Annotated in this window: 18 protein-coding genes and 1 tRNA gene; 14 read left to right on the top strand and 5 right to left on the bottom strand. The window is 70.8% G+C overall.

Annotated elements, in window-relative coordinates:
- Positions 1-97: 97 nt before the first annotated feature.
- Together ACFY2L_RS35735 and ACFY2L_RS35730 are read left to right on the top strand one after the other, a co-directional pair.
- Entirely contained in the window at positions 98-565 is a 468-nt protein-coding gene (locus ACFY2L_RS35735) for a DUF485 domain-containing protein (RefSeq protein WP_390659078.1), read from the top strand.
- The gene (locus tag ACFY2L_RS35730; protein ID WP_390659079.1) at positions 562-2,196 is read left to right on the top strand and encodes a cation acetate symporter; all 1,635 of its coding nucleotides are present in this window, start codon (positions 562-564) and stop codon (positions 2,194-2,196) included. The genes ACFY2L_RS35735 and ACFY2L_RS35730 overlap by 4 nt, the downstream gene beginning before the upstream one ends.
- 39 nt (positions 2,197-2,235) lie before the next feature.
- Here ACFY2L_RS35730 and ACFY2L_RS35725 read toward each other — a convergent pair whose 3' ends face one another.
- The 3 genes from ACFY2L_RS35725 to ACFY2L_RS35715 all read right to left on the bottom strand — a co-directional run bounded on the left by ACFY2L_RS35725 (position 2,236) and on the right by ACFY2L_RS35715 (position 7,287).
- Positions 2,236-3,120: a cellulose-binding protein gene (locus ACFY2L_RS35725; RefSeq protein ID WP_390659080.1), complete on the bottom strand. Its 885-nt coding sequence runs from the start codon at positions 3,118-3,120 to the stop codon at positions 2,236-2,238.
- Positions 3,121-3,308: 188 nt separating this feature from the next.
- Entirely contained in the window at positions 3,309-6,254 is a 2,946-nt protein-coding gene (locus ACFY2L_RS35720) for an SUKH-4 family immunity protein (protein WP_390824424.1), read from the bottom strand.
- A gap of 7 nt (positions 6,255-6,261) precedes the next feature.
- Complete coding sequence (locus ACFY2L_RS35715) at positions 6,262-7,287, bottom strand: SMI1/KNR4 family protein (RefSeq protein WP_390659082.1); 1,026 nt, start codon at positions 7,285-7,287, stop codon at positions 6,262-6,264.
- Between the two features lie 316 nt (positions 7,288-7,603).
- On the opposite strand from ACFY2L_RS35715, the gene ACFY2L_RS35710 reads away from it, so the two are divergent.
- Complete coding sequence (locus ACFY2L_RS35710) at positions 7,604-8,137, top strand: YwqJ-related putative deaminase (RefSeq protein WP_390659083.1); 534 nt, start codon at positions 7,604-7,606, stop codon at positions 8,135-8,137.
- Between the two features lie 50 nt (positions 8,138-8,187).
- On the top strand, positions 8,188-8,685 hold the full coding sequence (locus ACFY2L_RS35705; protein WP_390659084.1) for an SUKH-3 domain-containing protein: 498 nt from the start codon (positions 8,188-8,190) through the stop codon (positions 8,683-8,685).
- Between the two features lie 18 nt (positions 8,686-8,703).
- Here ACFY2L_RS35705 and ACFY2L_RS35700 read toward each other — a convergent pair whose 3' ends face one another.
- Positions 8,704-10,002: a sensor histidine kinase gene (locus tag ACFY2L_RS35700; RefSeq protein ID WP_390824423.1), complete on the bottom strand. Its 1,299-nt coding sequence runs from the start codon at positions 10,000-10,002 to the stop codon at positions 8,704-8,706.
- Between the two features lie 133 nt (positions 10,003-10,135).
- Here ACFY2L_RS35700 and ACFY2L_RS35695 point away from each other — a divergent pair, with 133 nt between their 5' ends.
- From ACFY2L_RS35695 to ACFY2L_RS35660, 8 genes are all read left to right on the top strand, one after another.
- Complete coding sequence (locus ACFY2L_RS35695) at positions 10,136-11,008, top strand: hypothetical protein (protein WP_390824422.1); 873 nt, start codon at positions 10,136-10,138, stop codon at positions 11,006-11,008.
- Between the two features lie 11 nt (positions 11,009-11,019).
- Positions 11,020-11,090 (top strand) — tRNA-Gln (locus tag ACFY2L_RS35690).
- Between the two features lie 127 nt (positions 11,091-11,217).
- A complete protein-coding gene (gene glmU / locus ACFY2L_RS35685) occupies positions 11,218-12,663 on the top strand; it encodes a bifunctional UDP-N-acetylglucosamine diphosphorylase/glucosamine-1-phosphate N-acetyltransferase GlmU (RefSeq protein WP_390824421.1) in 1,446 nt (481 codons plus the stop codon).
- 134 nt (positions 12,664-12,797) lie between these two features.
- On the top strand, positions 12,798-13,772 hold the full coding sequence (locus ACFY2L_RS35680; protein ID WP_390659088.1) for a ribose-phosphate diphosphokinase: 975 nt from the start codon (positions 12,798-12,800) through the stop codon (positions 13,770-13,772).
- Positions 13,773-13,956: 184 nt separating this feature from the next.
- On the top strand, positions 13,957-14,553 hold the full coding sequence (locus ACFY2L_RS35675) for a 50S ribosomal protein L25/general stress protein Ctc (RefSeq protein WP_390659089.1): 597 nt from the start codon (positions 13,957-13,959) through the stop codon (positions 14,551-14,553).
- A gap of 84 nt (positions 14,554-14,637) precedes the next feature.
- A complete protein-coding gene (gene pth / locus ACFY2L_RS35670; protein ID WP_390659090.1) occupies positions 14,638-15,234 on the top strand; it encodes an aminoacyl-tRNA hydrolase in 597 nt (198 codons plus the stop codon).
- Between the two features lie 42 nt (positions 15,235-15,276).
- Positions 15,277-15,810 (top strand): hypothetical protein, encoded by a 534-nt coding sequence (locus ACFY2L_RS35665; protein WP_390659091.1) that lies wholly within the window; start codon positions 15,277-15,279, stop codon positions 15,808-15,810.
- Positions 15,811-15,944: 134 nt separating this feature from the next.
- On the top strand, positions 15,945-16,628 hold the full coding sequence (locus ACFY2L_RS35660) for an LPXTG cell wall anchor domain-containing protein (protein WP_390824420.1): 684 nt from the start codon (positions 15,945-15,947) through the stop codon (positions 16,626-16,628).
- 78 nt (positions 16,629-16,706) lie between these two features.
- On the opposite strand, the gene ppc is transcribed toward ACFY2L_RS35660, so the two are convergent.
- Entirely contained in the window at positions 16,707-19,448 is a 2,742-nt protein-coding gene (gene ppc, locus ACFY2L_RS35655; RefSeq protein ID WP_390659093.1) for a phosphoenolpyruvate carboxylase, read from the bottom strand.
- Between the two features lie 317 nt (positions 19,449-19,765).
- On the opposite strand from ppc, the gene ACFY2L_RS35650 reads away from it, so the two are divergent.
- Together ACFY2L_RS35650 and ACFY2L_RS35645 are read left to right on the top strand one after the other, a co-directional pair.
- Entirely contained in the window at positions 19,766-20,776 is a 1,011-nt protein-coding gene (locus ACFY2L_RS35650; protein WP_390659094.1) for an acyl-CoA desaturase, read from the top strand.
- Positions 20,773-21,459, top strand: coding sequence for a TetR family transcriptional regulator (locus tag ACFY2L_RS35645; protein WP_390659095.1), 687 nt, complete (start codon positions 20,773-20,775; stop codon positions 21,457-21,459). Before ACFY2L_RS35650 ends, ACFY2L_RS35645 begins: the two co-directional genes overlap by 4 nt.
- Positions 21,460-21,491 lie beyond the last annotated feature (32 nt).

Below are 21,491 nucleotides of genomic sequence, written 5' to 3'. Positions count from 1 at the left end.
CTTCGCACACGCCGTACTCCCAAGTAACGTGCGTGGCTCGCGCCCCCCACTCCCTGCGGTCCGCCGCCACGGACCCGAGCCACGCAAGGAGCACGGGATGTCACACGACCCGTCCCGCCCGCACCCCCACCCGCCCCGACCCCCGCACACCCGCCCACCCGGGTCCCCGTACCCGCCGCCGTCCGGCCCGACCTACCCCTGGCAGCCGCAGGCCGCGCCGCCCGCCCCGGCCCGCCCGCGCCCCGACCACCACACCCCGCTGGGGCACCACAGCGACCTGCGGATCCTGCGCGGCGCCTACCGCCGCCAGCGGCGCGTGGCCACCCTCACCGCGCTCGGCTACTTCGTGGTGTTCCTGATCCTGTCCGCGTTCGCCCCGTCCCTGATGACGGCCACCGTCACCACCGGACTGCCCACGGGACTGCTCCTCGCGCTGATCCAGCTCCCCGTCACCGGGGTGGCGATCGCCGTCTACGAACAGACGGCCCGGCGCCGGGTCGACCCGCTCGCCGACCGCATCCGCAGACTGTCCGAGATCGACGCGAAGCGGGGCGGCGCGCGATGACCACCCACCGGGCCGCCTCCCTCACCGAGTTCAACGGCGACGCGCAGACCATGTCCCTCGTCGCCTTCACCGCCGTCGCCACCGTCACCCTGCTGCTGTGCGTGATGACCGGCCCCGACCGCGACGACCTCGACGAGTTCTACACCGGCTACCGCTCCCTCTCCCCGCTGCGCAACGGCCTCGCCATCGCCGGCGACTACATCTCCGCCGCCACCGTCCTGGGCACCGGCGGAGTCATCGCCCTGTGCGGATACGACGGCGTCGTCCTCGCCCTCAGCACGGCCCTGTCGCTCATGCTGCTGATGTTCCTGCTGGCCGAACCCCTGCGCAACGCCGGCCGGTTCACCATGGGCGACGCCCTGACCCGCCGGACGCCCGGCCGCGCCGTACGGATCACCGCCTGCGCCGTCACCCTCGCCGCGCTGCTGCCGATGATGCTGGTGCAGCTCGCGGGCACCGGACAGCTCCTGGCGTTCATCCTGGGGTTCTCCGGCGACGCCGTGAAGACCGGCTGCGTCGTGATCATGGGCGCGCTGATGATCAGCTACGCGGCGATCGGCGGCATGAAGGGCACCGCCCTCATCCAGATCCTGAAGATCGTCACGCTGCTCGGCTCCGGCACCGTCGTCGCCCTCGTCGTCCTCGGCCGCTTCGACTGGAACCCGGGCGCCCTGTTCGACGCGGCCGCCCAGGGCAGCGGCGTCGGCGACGCCTTCCTGCGCTCCGGACTGGAGTTCGCCGGCGGCCCGTACCCCCGCCTCGACATGATCACGTCCCAGCTGTCGGTGGTGCTGGGCGGCGCCTGCCTGCCCCACATCACCATGCGCATGTACACCGCCTCCAACGCCCGCCAGGTACGCCGCTCGCTGTCCTGGGCGGTCTCGGGCGTCGCCGTGTTCGTGCTGGTCATCACGGTCGTCGGATTCGGCGCGACGGCCCTGATCGGCCGCGCGGTGATCGCCGGGGCGGACCCCCAGGGCAACACCGCCTATCTGCTGGGCTCACGGGCCGCCCTCGGCGCGGACGTCTCCCTGGCGGAAACCCTGCTGTTCACGACGGTCACCACGGCCATCTTCCTGACCGTCCTCGCCTCCGTCGCCGGAATGATCCTCGCCTGCGCCAACTCCCTCGCCCACGACGTCTTCGCCGCACGCGCGCGTGAGACCTCACCGCGCCGCGAGATGCTGGTGGCCCGCCTGTCCGCCCTGGCCGTCGGCGCGCCGACGATCCTGCTGGCCACCCAGATCCAGCACCGCAGCCTGCAGCCCCTGGTCACCTTCTCCTTCTGCCTGGGCGCCTCCGCGCTGGCCCCGGCCCTCGTCTACAGCCTCTTCTGGCGCCGCTACACCCGGACCGGCCTGCTGTGCACCCTCATCGGCGGCACCCTGTCCGTCCTGCTCCTCATGCCGGGCACGAACCTGGTCTCCGGCTCGCCCGTCGCCGCGTTCCCCGAGGCCGACTTCAACTGGTTCCCCTTCACCACCACCGGCATCCTCACCGTCCCCCTCGGCTTCGCCTTCGGCTGGCTGGGCACCCTGGCCTCGGGCCGCAGCGGCTCCGAGGAACAACGCCGCCAGTACGAGGCCGTGGAGGGATGGATCCTGGCGGGAGCGGTACGGAAGGAGAACTGACGACACCTCACGCCGCGGCGGGCACGGGGAAACCGGCGGTCACTCCGCCGGGCGCCCCGTGAGCGCCTGCAGGCTCTCCTGCACCTGGTCCATGTGCGCCCGCACCTCGTCCGAGTCCTCGCTGTGCTTGCGCAGCACCCGTTCCGTCTCCTGGGCGACGCGGTCCGCCCGCAGCTGGGCCTCGGCGAGGATCTGGGCGGCACGCGCGCGTGCCTCCTCCTCTCTGCGCCGGGTCATCTCCGCGGCCTCCACGAGCTCTTGCTGCGCCTGGGCCAGGGCCTCCTCGGCGCGCGCCACCGCCCGCGCGTGCTCCGCCTCGAACTCGGCGACCCGTTCGACCGCCTCGCGGTCCGCCGCGGCCATCAGTTCGGCGTGCACCTTCTTCGGATCGACGATCAGGCCGGCGGTGCGCTGGCGCACCTCCCGCAGTTCGTCGAGCGCCTCGCCACGGAACTCCTTCACCTTGCGCCGGGCGGTGACCCTGATCCCCTGCGCCTCGGCACGCGCGGCGAGCAGCCGCTTCTCGGCGTGCTCCTTGGCCTCCGTACGCGTCGCCTCCGCCTGCTCCTCCGCCTGCTCGCGCAGCTGGGCGGCGTACGCCTCGGCCTGCGCGACCTCCTCCTCCGCGTCCCGCCGGGCACGGTCACGCACCTCGGCCGCTTCCGCCTGGGCGAGCTCGAACACCTGCCGTGCGCGCTCCCCGAGACTGTCGTACGACTGCGGCTGGATGCCCGTGACGGCCTCCCGCAGCCGTCTGGCCTCCACCACCATGTCCTTGGCCAGCACCGTGAGCCGGGTGACCCGGTCCCAGGCGGCGTCGCGTTCGGAGGAGAGCGCGGCGATGAACGTGTCGACTTCTTTGGGCCGGTAGCCGCGCCCGAGAACGGTCACGAACCCCGGCGATGACACCCGTGCGCTGCTCATGCTGTAGCCCCTCTCCACCAGACGGACGCGAAATGATGATTTCCCGCCTATCTTGATGTATCGGACTTAACTGTTCATAACGCGACACTCCGGGCACAGGTGGCGGTCAACAGGGCACACAAAAGGGCCGGGCCGGTCATACGACCGGCCCGGCCCCGGGCACACCGCACGTCAGCGACGCACCCGCCTCACAGCAGGCCGTCCCACATCTGCTCCAGCAGCACCGACCACCAGCTCTCCGGCGAACCCAGCGCCGCCGGATCCAGCGAAGCCAACTGGGCCTGGAAGTCGACGGTCCAGCGACCCGCCTGCTCCTGGTTCAGACCGAACCGCAGCCGCCACATCCGCCCCAGCAGCGCGAGACACCGCGCGAACTCCGGCAGACCCGTGTTCACGAACTGCGGCGGCACGGACCCACCGCCCGGCCCCGCCTCCACCGGCACCGCGACGATGTTCGCCGTCCCGTACTGCACACAGATCGCCTTGCCGAAGTCACTGCCCATGACGAGGTACGAACCCGCGTCCGGCGCCGGCTGCACACCCCGCTCCGCCGCCAGCTCCGCCAGCGTCGGCACCGGCCGCCCCGGCTGGGCCTGCGCCCAGAAGAACGGCCCCATGTCCATCGGCAGACCGGCCACCACCAGCGTCTGCGCCACGACCGGCGGCACACCCTGCCGCGACACCGCGGCCTGCTCGAACCGGAAGACCCCCGGCCCGAACGCCGCACCCAGCTCCTGCGCGATCCCCTCCGGGGGAACCGGCGGAATCGGCTGCACCGGCGGCAACGGCGCCCGCACCGGCGCCGGCCGCGCGGGACCGTCGGCCACCTGGTGCAACTCGCCCTGGTGCACCAGCAACTGCTGCATCCCCTGCTGCCGGCTCGCGTGATCCGTGCCGTACGGCGCGATGCTCGTGATCCGCGCCTGCGGCCACTGCTCCCGGATCATCCGCGCGCAGTACGCGCCCGGCAGCTCGCACGACTCCAGCTCCGTGTGCAGCTCCAGCACCTGGTCCGGGGGCACGTTCATCGCCCGCAGCTCATGGAAGATCTGCCACTCCGGATGCGGCGTACCCGGCGCCGAACGCCGGATCACCTGCTGCTCCGACCCGTCCTGCGCCCGGTAGCGCAACACGGCCTGATAGCCGGGCCCGACGGTCGGCTGCCCCGGGGGCTGCTGCGGATACCCGTACGCCGGCGGCTGCCCGGCCCCGGGCACACCCGGCGGCGGCATCGCACCCGGAGGCATGCCGTGCGGGGCGCCCGGAGCCATACCCGGGGCGCCCTGAGCCATACCGGGTACGCCGGGCGCGCCGGGCGCGTTGGGCACTCCCGGGGCGGACGGCGGCGGAGGCGCGCCGGGGGCACCCACCGGGGGCCCGGCCAGCACGGTCTGCGCATGATGAGCGGCGCCCGGGGCACCTCCCGCGGCACCGGGCCCGCCCGGCGCGCCGGGCACACCCGGGGCACCCGGGGCCTGCGGTGCACCGGGGGCACCCGGAGGCTGCGGCGCGCCGGGAACACCGGGAGGCTGCGGCGCGCCCCCGGCTCCGCCGGGCCCACCCGGACCCGTACGCCCGGGATCGGCGAACATCGTCGCGGCGTGGTGAACCGCACCGGGGGGAGTACCGCCCGGCGTATTCGGCCCAGCCGGCGTGTGCGGCCCACCGGGAGCACCGGGAGCACCCGGAGCACCCGGCGTGTTCGGGGCACCCTGTCCACCCGGACCCGCCGGGCCGTCCGGCCCGAGGGCCGACACCAACTGCGTGGGCACATAACCGCCCGCCGCGGCACCGGGCGCACCCGGACCGGGCGGCGTGGGCGCGGCACCCGGCCGCGCACCCGGCGCTCCGGGCACACCCGGCGGGGGCGGCGGCGTCGCCCCACCGCGCGCACGACGCGGGGGCGGAGCCGCCTTGCTGGTCGCGGCGTCGGCGATGTCACCGGCGTTCGGCGCGAGCGGCCGCCCCGGCGCACCGGACCCCTGCGAAGAGCCGTACGACGGTCCACCCTGCGGAGGCGGAGGCGTGGCCCCCTGCCCGGCACCCAAAGCACCGGGGCCCTGCGGATACCCGTACGACGACCCCGCCGGCCCCTGCGGCGGCGGAGGCGGAGGCGTGGCCCCCTGCCCAGCGGCAGGACCACCCACCGCACCGGACCCACCCGGACCACCCGGACCCTGCGGATACCCGTACGACGACCCCGCCGGCCCCTGCGGCGGCGGAGGCGGCGTGCTCCCGGGCGCGCCACCGGCACCCGCAGCGCCCCCGGAACCCGCCGCGCCCGCCGCGCCCGACTCGTCCAGCGCCGGAGCGACCGCCGTCGGCGGAAGCCGGCTGCCACCCTTCATCAGCGCCGTCTTGGCGTCCGGCAGCCCGGCGGGCGGCGGCACCGGATCGTCCGAACCGCTCAGCGGCGGCGCGAAGACCGTCGCGGGCAGCGGCACGGAACGGTCGTCCCCGGCATCGCCGTTGGTGTCCGTCCCCGCCCAGGGCGTCGCCCCGCCATCGCCGTTGGTGTCCGTCCCCGTCCACGGCGTCGCCCCGGCAGGCGTCGCCGCCCCACCGGCCCCGGGCCCCGTCGGCACCCCCGCCTGCGTCTCCGGCAGCCCGCTCCCCGGCACACCGGCCTGCGTCCGCGGCAGCGAGGGATCAGGCGTCACACCCCCACCCGCCCCCGCCGGCACACCGGCACCGGCACCGGCAGCGGAAGCGCCCGAAGCGGCGGCAGCCGCGTCGGCCCCGGCACCCCGCCGCTCCCCGATACCCAACTTGTCCGCCGCCTCCTGCAACCACTCCGGCGGCGACAACAAGAACGACGTCTGATTCAGATCCACCCGAGCCGCCGGCGCCGGCACCGCGTCCCGCGGCTCGTCCGGACGCCCGTACTCCTCCTCATAACGACGGATCACCTCACCCACCGGCAACGCAGGCCACAACGTGGCCTCCCCGCTGTCCCGGGCGATCACCAGCCGCTGCGCGCCCCCGTCCGACCGCGGCCCCTCCGCACGGTCCTCCGCCCACACCACGAACCCGAGATCGAACTCCCGCACCCGCACCTCACGATGCTGGTACGCCGGAACATCCCCGTTGATCCACTCTTCGGCGCGCTCCTGCGCCTGCGCGAACGTCACCATCGCCAGCTCACTCCCCCGCACCCACGGACGCCACGGGCACCGCACGCGCGAACCCGCCGTCCACCATCAGATTCGCCACCGTCTCCAACTCCGGCGGATCACCGGCCAGCCGGGACAGGAACACGTCGAAGTCCTCCCCGCACGGCAGCAACAGCCGCCGCGTGCGCTCCGCCGGCGGCCACGAAGGATCGACGTCCCGGACGTCGTCGTAAGCGCAGAACCACACCGAACCGACCCGCTCGCCCTTCACCTTCACGGCCAGCAGCCCGCCCTGCACGAACCCGACGCCCAGATAGTCCTTCGTCAGATGGTCCCGCAGACACTTGTTGACATACACCAGATCATTGACCGCCGCCTCGTCCCGCACCGTGAAGAACGGCTGGTCCACCAGCAACCCCAACTCCGCGTCCAACGCCGCCCCCACCGGAGCACACCCGCCCGCGGCCTTCAGGAACGACCGGTACGCCCCCGGCAACCGGTACCCCAGATCCTCCTCCACCCCCTGCACCTGCTGCTCCGACACCGCCACACCCGACTTCGGCAGCCCGAAATGCGCCGGACGCGTCTCCTGCAACGGCCGCGTCCCCCGCTTCGACTGATCCACCACCGACGTCGCCAGACCACCGTGATGCCGCAACAACGCCTTCACCTCGACCGGCACCAACTCCAGCCGCCGCGAACCCACCACGTGATGCCACGTCCAGCCATGCGGCGTCGCCACATTCGGCACCGTGTCCCACAACTCGTGCCCCGACGCCGCGAGCGCCGCGTTCGCCGACACATAGTCCGTCAACCGCAACTCGTCGACCCCGAAACCCTCCGGCGGCTCCGCGATCTCCGCCGCAGCCCGCGCGTACGGCGAGAAGTCCGGGTAACCCCGCTCATCCACCCGCACCCCCCTCGGATGCCGCGCAGCACGCACCGGATCCGGGAAGTGCACGACCTGCCCGGCATAGGCCGCGTTCGGCGGCGCGGCTTGTCCCCCAGCCTGGCGGCCGGGAGGTGCCCCCAGCCCGAGCCGACTCGTCGTCATGGCGGTTGCCCCCTGCGGCACTCTGGTACGGCCCGCAGCGGCCGGTTCCGCTTCCGGACCCGACCCACCACGCCCCGTATCGACTGTCTCCAACGGTTCTCCAACACGCGCCCACCGCGCGCATCACGGTGCCGACAGCCTATGCGGTACGGCGACACGGGTCACCGGGCCTCCACTTCCCGGCCCCCACAGCCGTGACCAGCCGTCACCCCACCCTTACGGACCGCCCAAACCCGGGCGTGTCGCACCGCCCCAGCTTCCGCACCCGCCACGCCATTTGGCACCCTGTGACGTCCGAGGGCATGCTCGGGAGGGGATGACGATCATGAACGCAACGCAAACGGGGCAGCACAACGGGCCGCAAACGGCCCCCACCGGCGACCCCCGCATCGGCTGGTCCGCCACCGAAACCCCCCACACCCCCACTCTCCGTCACCGCCGCGACGGCATACTCCCCACCATCGCCGCCGCCCTCTCCGTCCGCGGCGCCACCCTCACCAGCACCGCCGCCCGCGGCGACCAGCCCCCACCCCTGCACCCCCTCGTCCAGGACTTCCTCGACACCCTCACCAGCGCCCAACGCGACCGCTTCACCGGCCGCTGCGCCGAAGCACTCCTCATCTCACGCCACCTCACCGCCGCCGACGCCGCCCGCAGCAGACGCGCCGCCCGCAGACCCATGACCAACGGCGAAGCACGCAAAGCCCTCAAACAAGCCAAACTCACCACCCGCCGCATCCGCGAGGACGGCGACCCCCTCCACGGCAGCTTCGCCCCACCCTGCCGCGCCTGCACCGCCCTCAGCGCCCACTTCGGCGTCCGCATCGTCGACCCGGAAGCGACCGACTGACCCCACGGCCGCCCCACCAGCACACCCGCACCGTCGACGAACGAAGGCAGATGCACCCCGAACAGCGCACCTCCACCACCCGCTTCCCCGTACCCGTCGACGCCGCCCTGCGCGCCGCCGGCTGGCAACCCGGACGCTGGGACATCAAACAAGCCGAAATCTGGGCCGACACCCTCCGCGACCACACCTCACCCGCCGGCCACCGCCACGCCGTCTTCCCCGCCGCCGTCGAAGCCTGGGCCGAATTCGGCGGCCTCACCATCACCCCCACCAGGCCCGGCCGCCAGATCGCCCCCACCCCCCTCCACCTCGACCCCCTCCACGGCCTCCACATGGCCCGCACCCTCGCCGACCTCGGCCGCGCCCTCGACACCGACGTCAGCCCCCTCGGCACCGAGACCGACACCCACTCCCTCCTCGCCATAGACGCCCACGGCCGCGTCTACGCCCTCGACCACACCGGCGACTGGTACCTCGGCCCCGACATGGACCAAGCCCTCGGCGCCCTCGTCTCCGGCATCGAACCCGTCCGCCTCACCGCAGGCTGACCCACCCCGGAAACACCCCTACGACGCCGGAATCACCGCCGACACCCGGAAACCCCCCGCCTCCGTGGGCCCCGACACGAACACCCCGCCCAACGCCACCACCCGCTCCTTCATCCCCACCAGCCCATTGCCCCCCGACGGCAACCCCGCCGACGACGACCCCGCCTCCGACGGCGGCTCGTTCTCCACCTGCATCGCGATCTCCGCCACCCGATGCGCCAACCGCACATGCGTCTTCGCCCCCGCCGCATGCTTGTGCACGTTCGTCAACGCCTCCTGCACCACCCGGAACGCCGTCTGCTCCACCTCCGCCGCATACGACCGCACCTCCCCCTCCACCGACAGATCCACCACCATCCCCGCAGCCGCCGACTGCCCGATCAACTCCTCCAGCTCCTCCAGACACGGCCCCTCCCCCGACTCCTCCACCACCCGCGAAGCCGCAGCCGCCGCAGCCACCCCCACCACCGCCAACGGCACCGACGCCCGCTCCTGCCCGCCCCCGCTCCTGAGCACCCCGAGCATCTCCCGCAACTCCGTCAACGCCTGCCGCCCCATGTCCCCCACCAACGCGGCATTCCGGACGGCCTTCTCCGGATCCTTCCGGGCCACCGCCTGCAACGCGGCCGCATGCACCACCATCAGACTCACCCGATGCGCGACCACGTCATGCATCTCCCGCGCGATCCGCGTCCGCTCCTCGCCCCGCGCCCACTCGGCCCGCTCCTCCGCCCGCTCCGCGAGCAACTGCAACTCCCGCTCGAGACTGTCCGCCCGCTCCCGCAGACTCTCCATGAGCCGCCGCCGGGCCCCCACATACAGACCGAGCAGCACGGGCGGCGCGGTCAGCCCCAGCGACATCACGATCGCGGCGAACGGGATGAACCAGTCCCCCACCGTCAGACGCCCCTGATCCATGCTCTGCCGCACCCGCACGAACGTCACGATCAACGTCCCCACCAACTGCATCCCGGCGAGCGAGGCGATGATCCGCCGCGGCATCTCGGACGCGGCGAGCGTGTACAGCCCGACGATCCCCATCAGGAAGCCCATCTGGGCCGGCGTGATCGCGACGGCCACCAGCACGACGGCGATCGGCCACTGCCGCCGCACGAGCAGCACCAAACCCGCGAACAACCCGAAGACGACCCCCGCCTCCACCGGAATCCCGGCGTCCCGCGCGAAGGGAGCCCCCTCCATCGCGCACTCCACCGCGGACACGGCGGCAAGGCTCATATCGAACGCGGCACTGCGCCACCTGGCCCACCACAGCGGCCCCCTCAGGTCCGCCGTGGTCTCTTCCCCCGTCGTGGTCATGCCTCCAGCCTACGGGCGCCGCCCCCGCCGTTTCCGGCGACTTTCGACGACCCGATCCCGGCACTTTCCCTCGAACAGGTGAACCCCGGCCGTTCGACCCCGGAAGACCGCATTCCGCCTGGACGGTATGCGTATGGCACATGCACCCGGCACGTACGCGGACTCCGAGGGGCTACGGGAGCGGGCGGTCGCCCTGCGGCGAGCGGGCCACAGCCTCCGGCAGATCCGCGACGAGCTGAAGATCTACAACAACGACATCCTCAACAGGCTGGTGAAGGGCGAGCCCCCTCCGGAGTGGACCAGGCGCCCGAACGCGAAGGACGACCTCAGGGACCGGGCGAGGGAGCTGCGGCTCCAGGGCTGGACGTACGACCAGATCCAGGTGGAGCTGGGCTGCTCGAAGAGTTCGATCTCGCTGTGGGTACGGGATCTGCCGAGGCCGGAGCGGAGGCGAACCCGGGAGGAGGCCGCGGCGATCGCGCGACGCGGCTGGGAGGCGAAGTCACGCCTCCGGGACGAGGAGCGGCGACGCACGAAGGAAGCCGCGAGGACGTCGATCGGAGACCTGTCCCCACGGGAGCTGTTCCTGCTGGGAGTAGGCCTCTACTGGGCCGAGGGCAGCAAGGACAAGCCCTACCAGCGACGCGAGAACGTCACCTTCGTCAACAGCGACCCCGGAATGATCGAGGTGTTCCTCGCCTGGCTCGACCTGCTGGGCGTCGAACGCTCACGCCTTCGGTACTACGTCATGATCCACGAGAACGCCGACGTCGCCGGCGCCGAACGGTACTGGTCCGACCTCGTCGGCGCCGATCACTCCCGCTTCAACAAGACGACGCTCAAGAAGCACAACCCCAAAACCGTGCGGAAGAACATCGGCGAGTCCTATCGCGGCTGCCTGGTCGTCAAAGTCCTCAAGGGTGCCGACTTGTACCGTCGCATCGAGGGCTCCTGGTACGGCATAGTGGAGTCCGCACGCCAAGCCGATCAACGAAATCGGACATAGCGGGCACACCATCCCGGATCGTCTAAGGGCAGGACAAACGGTTTTGGTCCGTTGAATGAGGGTTCGAATCCTTCTCCGGGAGCCCACGACACACAAGACCTCGGTTCGGGTCCTGACAGCACTGTCAGGACCCGCTCTCATGTCGCCCAGGAAACGCCCCGGTATCCTTCGGATGTCCCCACCTTCTCCACAGCCGAAGGGCAACTTCCGTGAGCGCCATTCGCCCGGCAGCCGTCGTCGTTCTCGCAGCGGGTGAGGGCACCCGTATGAAGTCGGCCACACCGAAGGTCCTGCACGAGCTGTGCGGGCGCAGCCTCGTCGGGCATGTGCTGGCCGCCGCGCGTGAGTTGGATCCCGAGAACCTGGTCGTGGTCGTCGGGCACGCCCGGGAGAAGGTCACGGCTCATCTGGCGGAGGTCGACGCGGACGTGCGTACGGCCGTGCAGGAGGAGCAGAACGGCACCGGGCACGCCGTCCGCATCGCTCTGGAGCAGCTCGGCGGCGGGGTCGACGGGACGGTCGTCGTGGTGTGCGGGGACACCCCGCTGCTCACCGGCGCGACCCTCTCGGCGCTCGCGGCGGCTCATCATTCCGACGGCAACGCGGTCACCGTGCTGTCCGCGGAGGTGCCGGATGCGACGGGGTACGGGCGGATCGTGCGGGACGACTCCGGTGCCGTCACCGGGATCGTGGAGCACAAGGACGCCTCCGATGCCCAGCGGGCGATCCGTGAGATCAATTCCGGTGTCTTCGCCTTCGACGGGGCGCTGCTCGCGGACGCGTTGAAGAAGGTGCGTACCGACAACAGTCAGGGTGAGGAGTACCTCACGGACGTCCTGGGGATCCTCCGTGAGGCGGGGCACCGGGTGGGGGCCTGCATGGCCGCCGATCATCGTGAGATCGCCGGCATCAACAACCGGGTGCAGTTGAGCGAGGCGCGCCGGATTCTCAACGACCGGTTGCTGACGGCCGCCATGCTGTCCGGTGTCACGGTGATCGACCCGGCGACCACGTGGGTCGACGTGACCGTGACGTTCGAGCAGGACGCCGTTGTTCACCCGGGGACGCAGCTGCACGGTTCCACGCATGTCGGTGAGGGTGCCGAGGTCGGTCCGAACAGCCGGCTGACGGACACGGTGGTCGGTGCCGGCGCGCGGGTCGACAACACCGTTTCCTATTCCGCCCACATCGGTGCGCACGCGAGCGTCGGGCCGTACGCGTATCTGCGGCCCGGTACCCGGCTGGGTGCGAAGGGCAAGATCGGTACGTATGTGGAGACGAAGAACGCGTCCATCGGGGAGGGGACGAAGATCCCGCATCTTTCCTATGTCGGTGACGCGACGATCGGTGAGTACTCGAACATCGGTGCGGCGAGTGTGTTCGTGAACTATGACGGGCAGGACAAGCACCACACGACCGTGGGGTCGCACTGCCGTACGGGTTCGGACAACATGTTTGTGGCTCCTGTCACGGTGGGGGACGGCGCGTACACCGCTGCCGGCTCTGTGATCACGAAGGATGTGCCGCCCGGTTCGCTGGCCGTGGCCCGCGGTCAGCAGCGGAATATCGAGGGTTGGGTGGCTCGTAAGCGTCCGGGGAGCGCGGCGGCGAAGGCCGCCGAGGCGGCCTCTCGCCAGGGCGAGAGCGAGGACTGACCGGAAACACGTGCGTCGGACACGGCGTACCGTGATAAGTGCACACCCGCACCCAACCAGCTGAGACGGCCGCGTCGCGCCCAGCGGCGGGGTCTCTCGACACTTGGCTGAGACACCTCTGAGGAGACAGTGCTGTGACCGGGATCAAGACGACCGGCGAGAAGAAGTTGATGTTCTTCTCCGGCCGCGCCCACCCCGAGCTTGCCGAGGAGGTCGCCCACCAGCTGGGGGTCGGGGTCGTCCCGACGAAGGCCTTCGACTTCGCCAACGGTGAGATCTATGTCCGTTATCAGGAGTCTGCGCGTGGTGCGGACTGTTTCCTGATCCAGAGCCACACGGCTCCGATCAACAAGTGGATCATGGAGCAGTTGATCATGATCGATGCGCTGAAGCGGGCTTCGGCGCGTTCGATCACGGTCATCGTGCCGTTCTACGGGTACGCGCGGCAGGACAAGAAGCACCGTGGGCGTGAGCCGATCTCGGCGCGTCTGATCGCGGACCTGATGAAGACGGCGGGTGCGGACCGGATTCTCACGGTGGATCTGCACACGGACCAGATCCAGGGCTTCTTCGACGGTCCGGTGGATCATCTGTTCGCGCTGCCGCTGCTGGCGGACTACGTGGGCAGCAAGGTGGACAGCGCGAAGCTGACGGTGGTGTCTCCGGACGCCGGCCGGGTGCGGGTGGCCGACCGGTGGTGCGACCGTCTGGGTGCGCCGCTGGCGATCGTGCACAAGCGGCGTGACAAGGACGTGGCGAACCAGGTGACGGTCCACGAGGTCGTGGGTGAGGTCAAGGGTCGTGTCTGTGTCCTGGTGGACGACATGATCGACACGGGTGGCACGATCTGTGCCGCTGCCGACGCGCTGTTCGCGCATGGTGCGGAGGATGTCATCGTGACGGCGACGCACGGTGTGCTGTCGGGTCCGGCGGCGGACCGGTTGAAGAACTCGAAGGTGAGTGAGTTCGTCTTCACGAACACGCTGCCGACGCCGGGTGAGCTGGAGCTGGACAAGATCACGGTGCTGTCGATCGCGCCGACGATCGCGAGTGCGGTGCGTGAGGTGTTCGAGGACGGTTCGGTGACGAGCCTGTTCGACGAGCAGTGAGTCGCCTGATCGCTTCTGCTTGATCGATTTTTCTGCGGCCTCTCTCGCCGAGTAGACTTCTCGAGTTGCTCGGCGAGGGAGGCCGTACCCGTGTGTACGGCGGTCCGTTATCGACGCGCTCTTCGTAGCAGGCCGTTCGTGGCCGGGTAACCACGATTCGCGATTCCTACGAGGAGTGATCAACATGTCCGAGGTCAAGATCTCCGCCGAGACCCGTTCCGAGTTCGGCAAGGGTGCGGCCCGTCGCATCCGTCGTGACAGCAAGGTTCCCGGTGTCCTGTACGGCCACGGTTCGGACCCGCTGCACCTGACCCTTCCGGGCCACGACCTGCTGCTGGCGCTGCGTACGCCGAACGTCCTGATCTCCCTGGACATCGACGGCAAGACGAGCGAGCTGGCGATCCCGAAGTCCGTGCAGCGTGACCCGATCAAGGGCTTCCTGGAGCACGTCGACCTGCTGCTGGTCAAGCGCGGCGAGAAGGTCACGGTCGAGGTCCCGGTGCACACCGAGGGCGAGCTGGCCGCCGGTGGCAACCTCCTGGAGCACGTCCTGAACGCGCTGCCGGTCGAGGCCGAGGCCACGCACATCCCCGAGGCCGTCACGGTGTCCGTGGAGGGTCTGGAGGCCGGTGCCTCGGTCCTCGCCAAGGACATCACGCTGCCGAAGGGCACCACGCTGGCCGTCGACGAGGACGCGGTGGTCCTGCAGGTGCTGGCCGCGCAGGCCGAGGAGGCCCCGGAGGGCGAGGCCGCCGAGGGCGAAGAGGCCGCGGAGGCCTGAGCCCCGTAGTTTCCGTAGCGGTACATCGGCTCCAGCCGCTGCTCCCCTCGGGGGGCAGCGGCTGTCGCGTAAGGAGAGACGGACGTGACCACCCCTGCCAACGATCCCTGGCTGATCGCCGGCCTCGGCAATCCGGGGCCGGAGTATGCCGGTAACCGCCACAACGTCGGTTTCATGGTGGCCGATCTGCTGGCCGAGCGGATCGGGGGGAGGTTCAAGCGGGCGGGGAAGGCGCAGGCTCAGGTGGTGGAGGGGCGGATCGGGCCGCCGGGACCGGGGAACCGGCGGGTGATCCTGGTGAAGCCGATGTCGTTCATGAACCTGTCGGGCGGGCCGGTGAACGCGCTGCGGGACTTCTACAAGGTGCCGGTGGGGAACATCGTGGCCGTGCATGACGAGTTGGACATCGATTACGGCGCGCTGCGGCTGAAGCTGGGGGGCGGGGACAACGGGCACAACGGTCTGAAGTCGATGACGAAGGCGTTCGGTGCGGACTATCACCGGGTGCGGTTCGGGATCGGGCGTCCTCCGGGGCGTATGCCGGTGGCGGACTTCGTGTTGAAGGATTTCGCGTCGGCGGAGCGCAAGGAGCTGGACTACTTCGTGGACCGGGCCGCGGACGCGGTGGAGTGTCTGGTGATCGAGGGGTTGGAGCGGGCGCAGAGTACGTACAACTCCTGACTTGTCACCCGTGCAGGTTGACGTGCCGTTCAGGCATGGCCAATGATCCCGGCCATGCCCGCCACAGCAGCCCGCTCCCACCGCCGTAAGGGTGGCTCGCCCAGGGCCCGTCGGGCCTCCGTCGTCGCGTTGCGGTGGGGTCGGCTGGCGGCGATGGGCGGGGTGGCCGTGCTGATCCTGTTCGCCGGGGTGTGGGGTTCGTGGGGTACGGCGCAGCAGGTGATGCTGACGAAGGGGCGGGAGCACGGCACGGTCGCGGTGACGCGGTGTGGTGAGGAGATGTGCTGGGGGCCGTACTCGCCGTTGTCGGCGGGGTCGACGGCGCGGGCGCGGGTGGCGATCGAGAAGTCGGTGGCGGTGCGCAAGGGGCGTACGTACACGGTGGTGGTGAAGCCGGACGGTGATGAGGTGGTGCGGTCCGGGCCGGCGGGTGTGCTGTACGCGTGGGTGCCGTTCGGTGGTGCGTTGCTGCTCGCGTCGGTGGTGGTGGCGGGCGGGCTGGGGCGTCCGCGGGTGGGGTGGTTGCTGGCGGGGTCGGGGGTGGCGTTGGTGACGGCGGCGTTCGTGGCGATCTGAGCGGGTTGCGGGTCTCTGTTCTCGTGGAGATCCCATCTGTTGTGTGTTCGTGATTGACCGGTGGTCAGTGCGGGACGGAAGCTGAGCCGCCCCCTCCACATCTTCCCTTTCGTCACTCGAAGATGGACTGCCCCATGCGTACCCTCATTCGCGCCGGTGTCGTCACCGTCGCCGCGTCGGCGGCTCTGCTGCTGGCTCCCGCCGCGCATGCGGCCAAAGGCGACAACGGCGATGTGAAGACCCACAACTCCTCCACCGGCGAGTACGACCAGCGCGACGAGCCGAAGGTCTGCTCGTTCTATCTGGACGCCTTCGGTTTCGACGGTCTGCAGCAGGTCGGCTGGCACATCGAGGCCTGGGCGGACAACGACGTCGACAAGGGCGAGACGGTCAAGTCCGGCTCCATCACGCTGGACGCGGACGGTCATGGCCGGACGCAGGACATGTCGCTGCCCGACGGCCAGTACAAGCTGTTCTGGAACTTCGACGGTGAGAACGGGGCCGCGAAGCACAAGGTGTTCAAGGTGGACTGCGAGGACGAGGGCGGCGGCGGTTCCTCTCCGTCGCCGTCGGGTTCGGTCTCGGCGTCGTCGTCCGCGTCTCCTTCGTCGTCGGCCTCGCCGAGTTCCTCGGTCCCGGCGTCGGCCGAGCCGTCGGGTTCGGCGGGTTCGACCCCGTCGTCGGCGTCCACTCCGCAGGGCGGCAGCGGCGGTCTGGCCGAGACGGGCAACGGTGCGCCGGTCGGCGCTCTGGCCGCGGTCGCGGCGGTGCTGGTGGGTGCCGGCGGTTATCTGGTGGTGCGTCGGCGCAGGGCCTGACGCGGGGCATGAACGAGGGGGTGCCCCCGAGCCGGTTCGAGGCTCGGGGGCACCCCTGTTCGTGCTGTGCGGGCTGGTTCAGCCGGTGTTGCGCAGGCCCGCCGCCACGCCGTTGACGGTGAGGAGGAGGGCGCGGGCGAGGAGGGGGTCGGGTTCGGCTCCGGCGGCGGCCGCGTCGCGCTGGCGCTTGAGCAGCGCGACCTGGAGGTAGGAGATGGGGTCGAGGTAGGCGTCGCGGATGCTGAAGGTCTGCTTGAGGGCGGGGGTGGCGTCGAGCAGTTCGCGCTCGCCGGTGATCTTGAGGACTTCGGCGACGGTGAGCGCGTGTTCGGCCTTGATGCGGTCGAAGACGTGCTTGAGGTCGTCGGGGACCAGGGTGTCGACGTAGTGCTGGGCGATCCGCAGGTCGGTCTTGGCGAGGGTCATCTCGACGTTGGAGACGAAGTTGCGGAAGAAGTGCCACTGCTCGTGCATCTCGTCCAGGACGGTGTCCAGGCCGGCTTCGCGCAGGGCCTTGAGTCCGGAGCCGACGCCGTACCAGCCGGGGACGATCTGCCGGGACTGGGTCCAGCCGAACACCCACGGGATGGCGCGCAGGCCGTCGAGCGAGACGCCGGAGCCGGGGCGGCGGGAGGGCCGGGAGCCCAGGTGCAGGTCGGCGAGCTGGTCCACCGGCGTCGACGCGAGGAAGTACGTCGGCAGGTCGGGGTCCTCGACGAGGGCGCGGTAGGCGGCGTGGGCGGCGTCGCTGACCACGTCCATGGCGGCGTCCCAGCGGGCGAGGGCCTCGTCGGACTGGCGGGGGGCGGTGTGCAGGGCGGAGGCCTGGAGGGTGGCGGCGACCGTCAGTTCCAGGTTCTCCCTGGCGAGGGAGGGGATGAGGTACTTGTCGGAGATGACCTCGCCCTGCTCGGTGACCTTGATCTCGCCTTCGAGGGTGCCCCAGGGCTGGGCGAGGATCGCGTCGTGGGAGGGGCCGCCGCCGCGGCCGACGGTGCCGCCGCGGCCGTGGAAGAGGCGCAGGCGTACGCCGTAGCGGTGGGCGACGTCGCGCAGCCGGCGCTGGGCGCGGTGGATCTCCCACTGGGAGGTGGTGATGCCGCCGAACTTGGAGGAGTCGGAGTAGCCGAGCATGACTTCCTGGACGTCTCCGCGCAGGGCGACGAGGCGCCGGTAGGAGGGGTCGGAGAGCATCTCCTCCAGGATGGTGTCGGCGGCCTTGAGTTCGTCCGTGGTCTCCAGCAGGGGGACGATGCCGATCTTCGCCCAGCCGGCGTGCAGGTCGATCAGGCCGGCCTCGCGGGCGAGGATCGCCGCGGCGAAGACGTCGTCGGCGCCCTGGCACATGGAGATGATGTAGGACTCGATGACCTCGGGTCCGAAGACCTCCAGGGCCCGCTTGACGGTGAGGAAGACACCGAGGGTCTTCTCGCCCGCGGCGTCGACGGGTGCGGGGGTGGGGGCGAGCGGGCGGCGGGAGCGCAGTTCCTTCGCGAGCAGCTTCGTGCGGTATTCGCGGGGCATGTCCACGTAGCGCCAGGACTCCTCGCCGAGGCGGTCGAAGAGCTGGCCGAGGGCGTGGTGGTGGGCGTCGGCGTGTTCGCGGACGTCCATGGTGGCGAGCTGGAGGCCGAAGGCGGCGAGGGTGCGGATGGTGCGGTTCATGCGGCCGTCGGCGAAGAGGCCGCCGCGGTGGGCGCGCAGGGAGGTCTGGACGAGCGTGAGGTCGGTCAGGAGCTCGCTGGTGCCGAGGTAGTCCCGTCCCGGCTCGTGGGGCGTGCCCTTGGCGAGGCGCTGCTTGGTGTTCTCCAGCTTCTGCCGGATGCAGGTGGCCTTGAGGCGGTAGGGCTCTTCGGCGTTGAGGCGCTTGTAGCGGGGGCTGATCTCGGGGAGGCGCTCGAGGTCGTTCTGGAGGGAGTCCAGGAGTTCCTGGGTGGCGCCGGTGTAGCGGATGGAGTTGGAGAGGAAGCCGCGGAGTTCGTCGATCGTCTCCAGGGCGTCGTTGATGCCGTGTTCGTGCTGGAGGATCAGGACGTCCCAGGTGACCTGGGGGGTGACGTTGGGGTTGCCGTCGCGGTCGCCGCCGATCCAGGTGCCGAAGGTGAGGGGGCGCGTGTCGTCGGGGAGGGTGACGCCGACGCGTTCCAGTTCCGAGGTGAGGTCCTCCAGGACGTCTCCGACGGCGCCCGCGTGGAGTTCGTCGAGGTAGTAGATGGCGTTGCGGGCCTCGTCGGCGGGTTCGGGGCGGGCGACGCGCAGTTCGTCGGTCTGCCAGACGAGGTCGATGTTCTCGGCGAGGCGCGTGTCGTGGCGCCGGCGGTCGGAGTCGATGACCGGGGTCTCCAGAAGCGCGGCGATGCGCCGGAGCTTGTTGAGTACCGACCGGCGCGCGGCTTCGGTGGGGTGTGCCGTGAAGACGGGGCGCACGTTCAGGTGGCGGACCGTTTCGCGGACGTGTTCGGGGTCGGCGTCCTTGAGGCGGTCGGCGGTGCGGGCGAGGAGGCCGCCCTCGGCGGCGCGCCTGGCGCGCAGTTCGCGGCCGCGGTGGACCTGCTCGGTGACGTTGGCGAGGTGGAAGTAGGTGGAGAAGGCGCGGACCAGCTTGGCCGCGGTCTCCAGTTCGGTGCCGCGCAGCAGCTCGGCGGCGGCCTCGCCGTCCTCGCGGGTGAGGCGGCGGACCTTTTCGACCAGGTCGAGCAGCTCGGGGCCCTCCTGCCGGACGAGGGTCTCCCCGAGGAGGTCACCCAGCCGGCGGATGTCGGCACGCAGCTCGTTGCTGGTGGTCGCCGTGGAAACGGTCTGGTCGTCGGCACTGCTCACAGGTGCGGCTCCTTGCAGTGTTGAAGCTCGTCTGAGGCTCGTCTGGGACGGGGCCCGGGGCCGTCCGGGCGGCGGGGCGCCGCATACGGGCCGGACATCCGGGAAGAAAACAGAGCGGACCGCGCTGTCCGACCGTCTCCAAGGATAGGTGGCGGGCGGGACGCGCAGACTTTCGGGCTCTTGCCGTCGGGCAGCGCGCCGGCACACTTACGATGCCGTAGGTTACGGAACCGTAGGAAGCTGTTGTGAAGCCGACCGCGCGAGGTACCCGTGACTCGGCGCATTGCCACGACCCTCGAACCCCCCAGGGGACGCCCATGACCACGAGCTCCGATGTGATCGACGACGCCCCGCAGGCGAACGACGGCGCTCCGCTGCCCTCCGCGACGCTCGGTGGCGAGCAGAAGCGTTCGGTGGAGCAGCTCACTCTGCTCCTCTTCATCACCGTCCCGTTCCTCGCGCTGCTGGCGGCGGTGCCGCTGGCGTGGGGGTGGGGGGTGAGCTGGCTGGACCTCGGCCTGCTGGTCTTCATGTACTTCCTCGGCTGCCACGGCATCACGATCGGTTTCCACCGCTACTTCACGCACGGTTCGTTCAAGGCGAAGCGGCCGCTCCGGATCGCGCTGGCGGTGATGGGATCGCTGGCGGTGGAGGGGCCGCTGGTCCGCTGGGTGGCGGACCACCGCAAGCACCACAGGTTCTCGGACGCCGAGGGCGACCCGCATTCGCCGTGGCGGTTCGGGGAGACGGTTCCGGCGCTGATGAAGGGCCTGTGGTGGGCACACATCGGCTGGATGTTCGACGAGGAGCAGACGCCGCAGGACAAGTACGCCCCGGACCTGATCAAGGACAGGGCGATCCGGGCGGTCTCGCGTCAGTTCGTGCTGTGGACGGTGGTGTCGCTGCTGATCCCGCCGCTGGTGGGCGGTCTGGTGACGATGTCCTGGTGGGGCGCTTTCACGGCGTTCTTCTGGGGGTCGCTGGTGCGGGTGGCGCTTCTGCACCATGTGACCTGGTCGATCAACTCGATCTGTCACGCGGTGGGCAGGCGGCCGTTCAAGTCGCGGGACCGCTCCGGCAACGTGTGGTGGCTGGCGGTCCTGTCGTGCGGCGAGTCCTGGCACAACCTGCATCACGCGGACCCGACGTCGGCGCGGCACGGGGTGGAGCGGTGGCAGATCGACTCCTCCGCCCGGCTGATCCGCTGGTTCGAGAGGTTCGGGTGGGCGTACGACGTGCGCTGGCCGTCACGCTCGCGTATCGATTCGCGTCGCAACACGGGTGAGGGCGGCTCCCGGCGCCGGAAGGCGACCGCGAAGGCGGCATGATTGACGCCGTGGCGACCGACTCCAGCAGTACTCCCAGTCCGAGCAGCGAAGCGAAGCCGCGGCGCGCTCGCCGCACCCGTATGACCGGTGCCGAGCGCCGCCAGCAGCTCCTGGAGATCGGTCGCACCCTGTTCGCGGCGAAGGGTTTCGAGGGCACGTCGGTGGAGGAGATCGCGGCGAAGGCCGGGGTGTCCAAGCCGGTGGTGTACGAGCACTTCGGCGGCAAGGAGGGCCTGTACGCGGTCGTCGTGGACCGCGAGATGCGGCGGCTGCTGGACATGGTGACCAGTTCCCTCACCGCCGGTCACCCGCGGGAGCTGTGCGAGCAGGCGGCGTTCGCCCTCCTGGACTACATCGAGGAGTACACGGACGGTTTCCGGATCCTGGTCCGGGACTCGCCGATCCCGCAGTCCACGGGTACGTTCGCCTCGCTGATCTCGGACATCGCGACGCAGGTCGAGGACATCCTGGGCCGTGAGTTCAAGAGCCGTGGCTTCGATCCGAAGCTGGCCCCGCTGTACGCGCAGGCGCTGGTGGGGATGGTGGCGCTGACCGGGCAGTGGTGGCTGGACGTGCGCCGTCCGAAGAAGGCGGAGGTGGCGGCGCATCTGGTGAACCTGGCCTGGCACGGGCTGGACGGGCTGGAGCAGAAGCCCCGGCTGATAGGCCACCGCAAGAGCTGACGCGGGTCACGGCGAGCCGGGCGCGCCGAGGG

The organism is Streptomyces sp. NPDC001381 (assembly GCF_042895685.1).
In the GTDB taxonomy this organism is placed as follows: domain Bacteria; phylum Actinomycetota; class Actinomycetes; order Streptomycetales; family Streptomycetaceae; genus Streptomyces.
The sequence above is the reverse complement of the archived record's forward strand: the minus strand, read 5'-3'. Positions and strand labels throughout refer to the sequence as shown.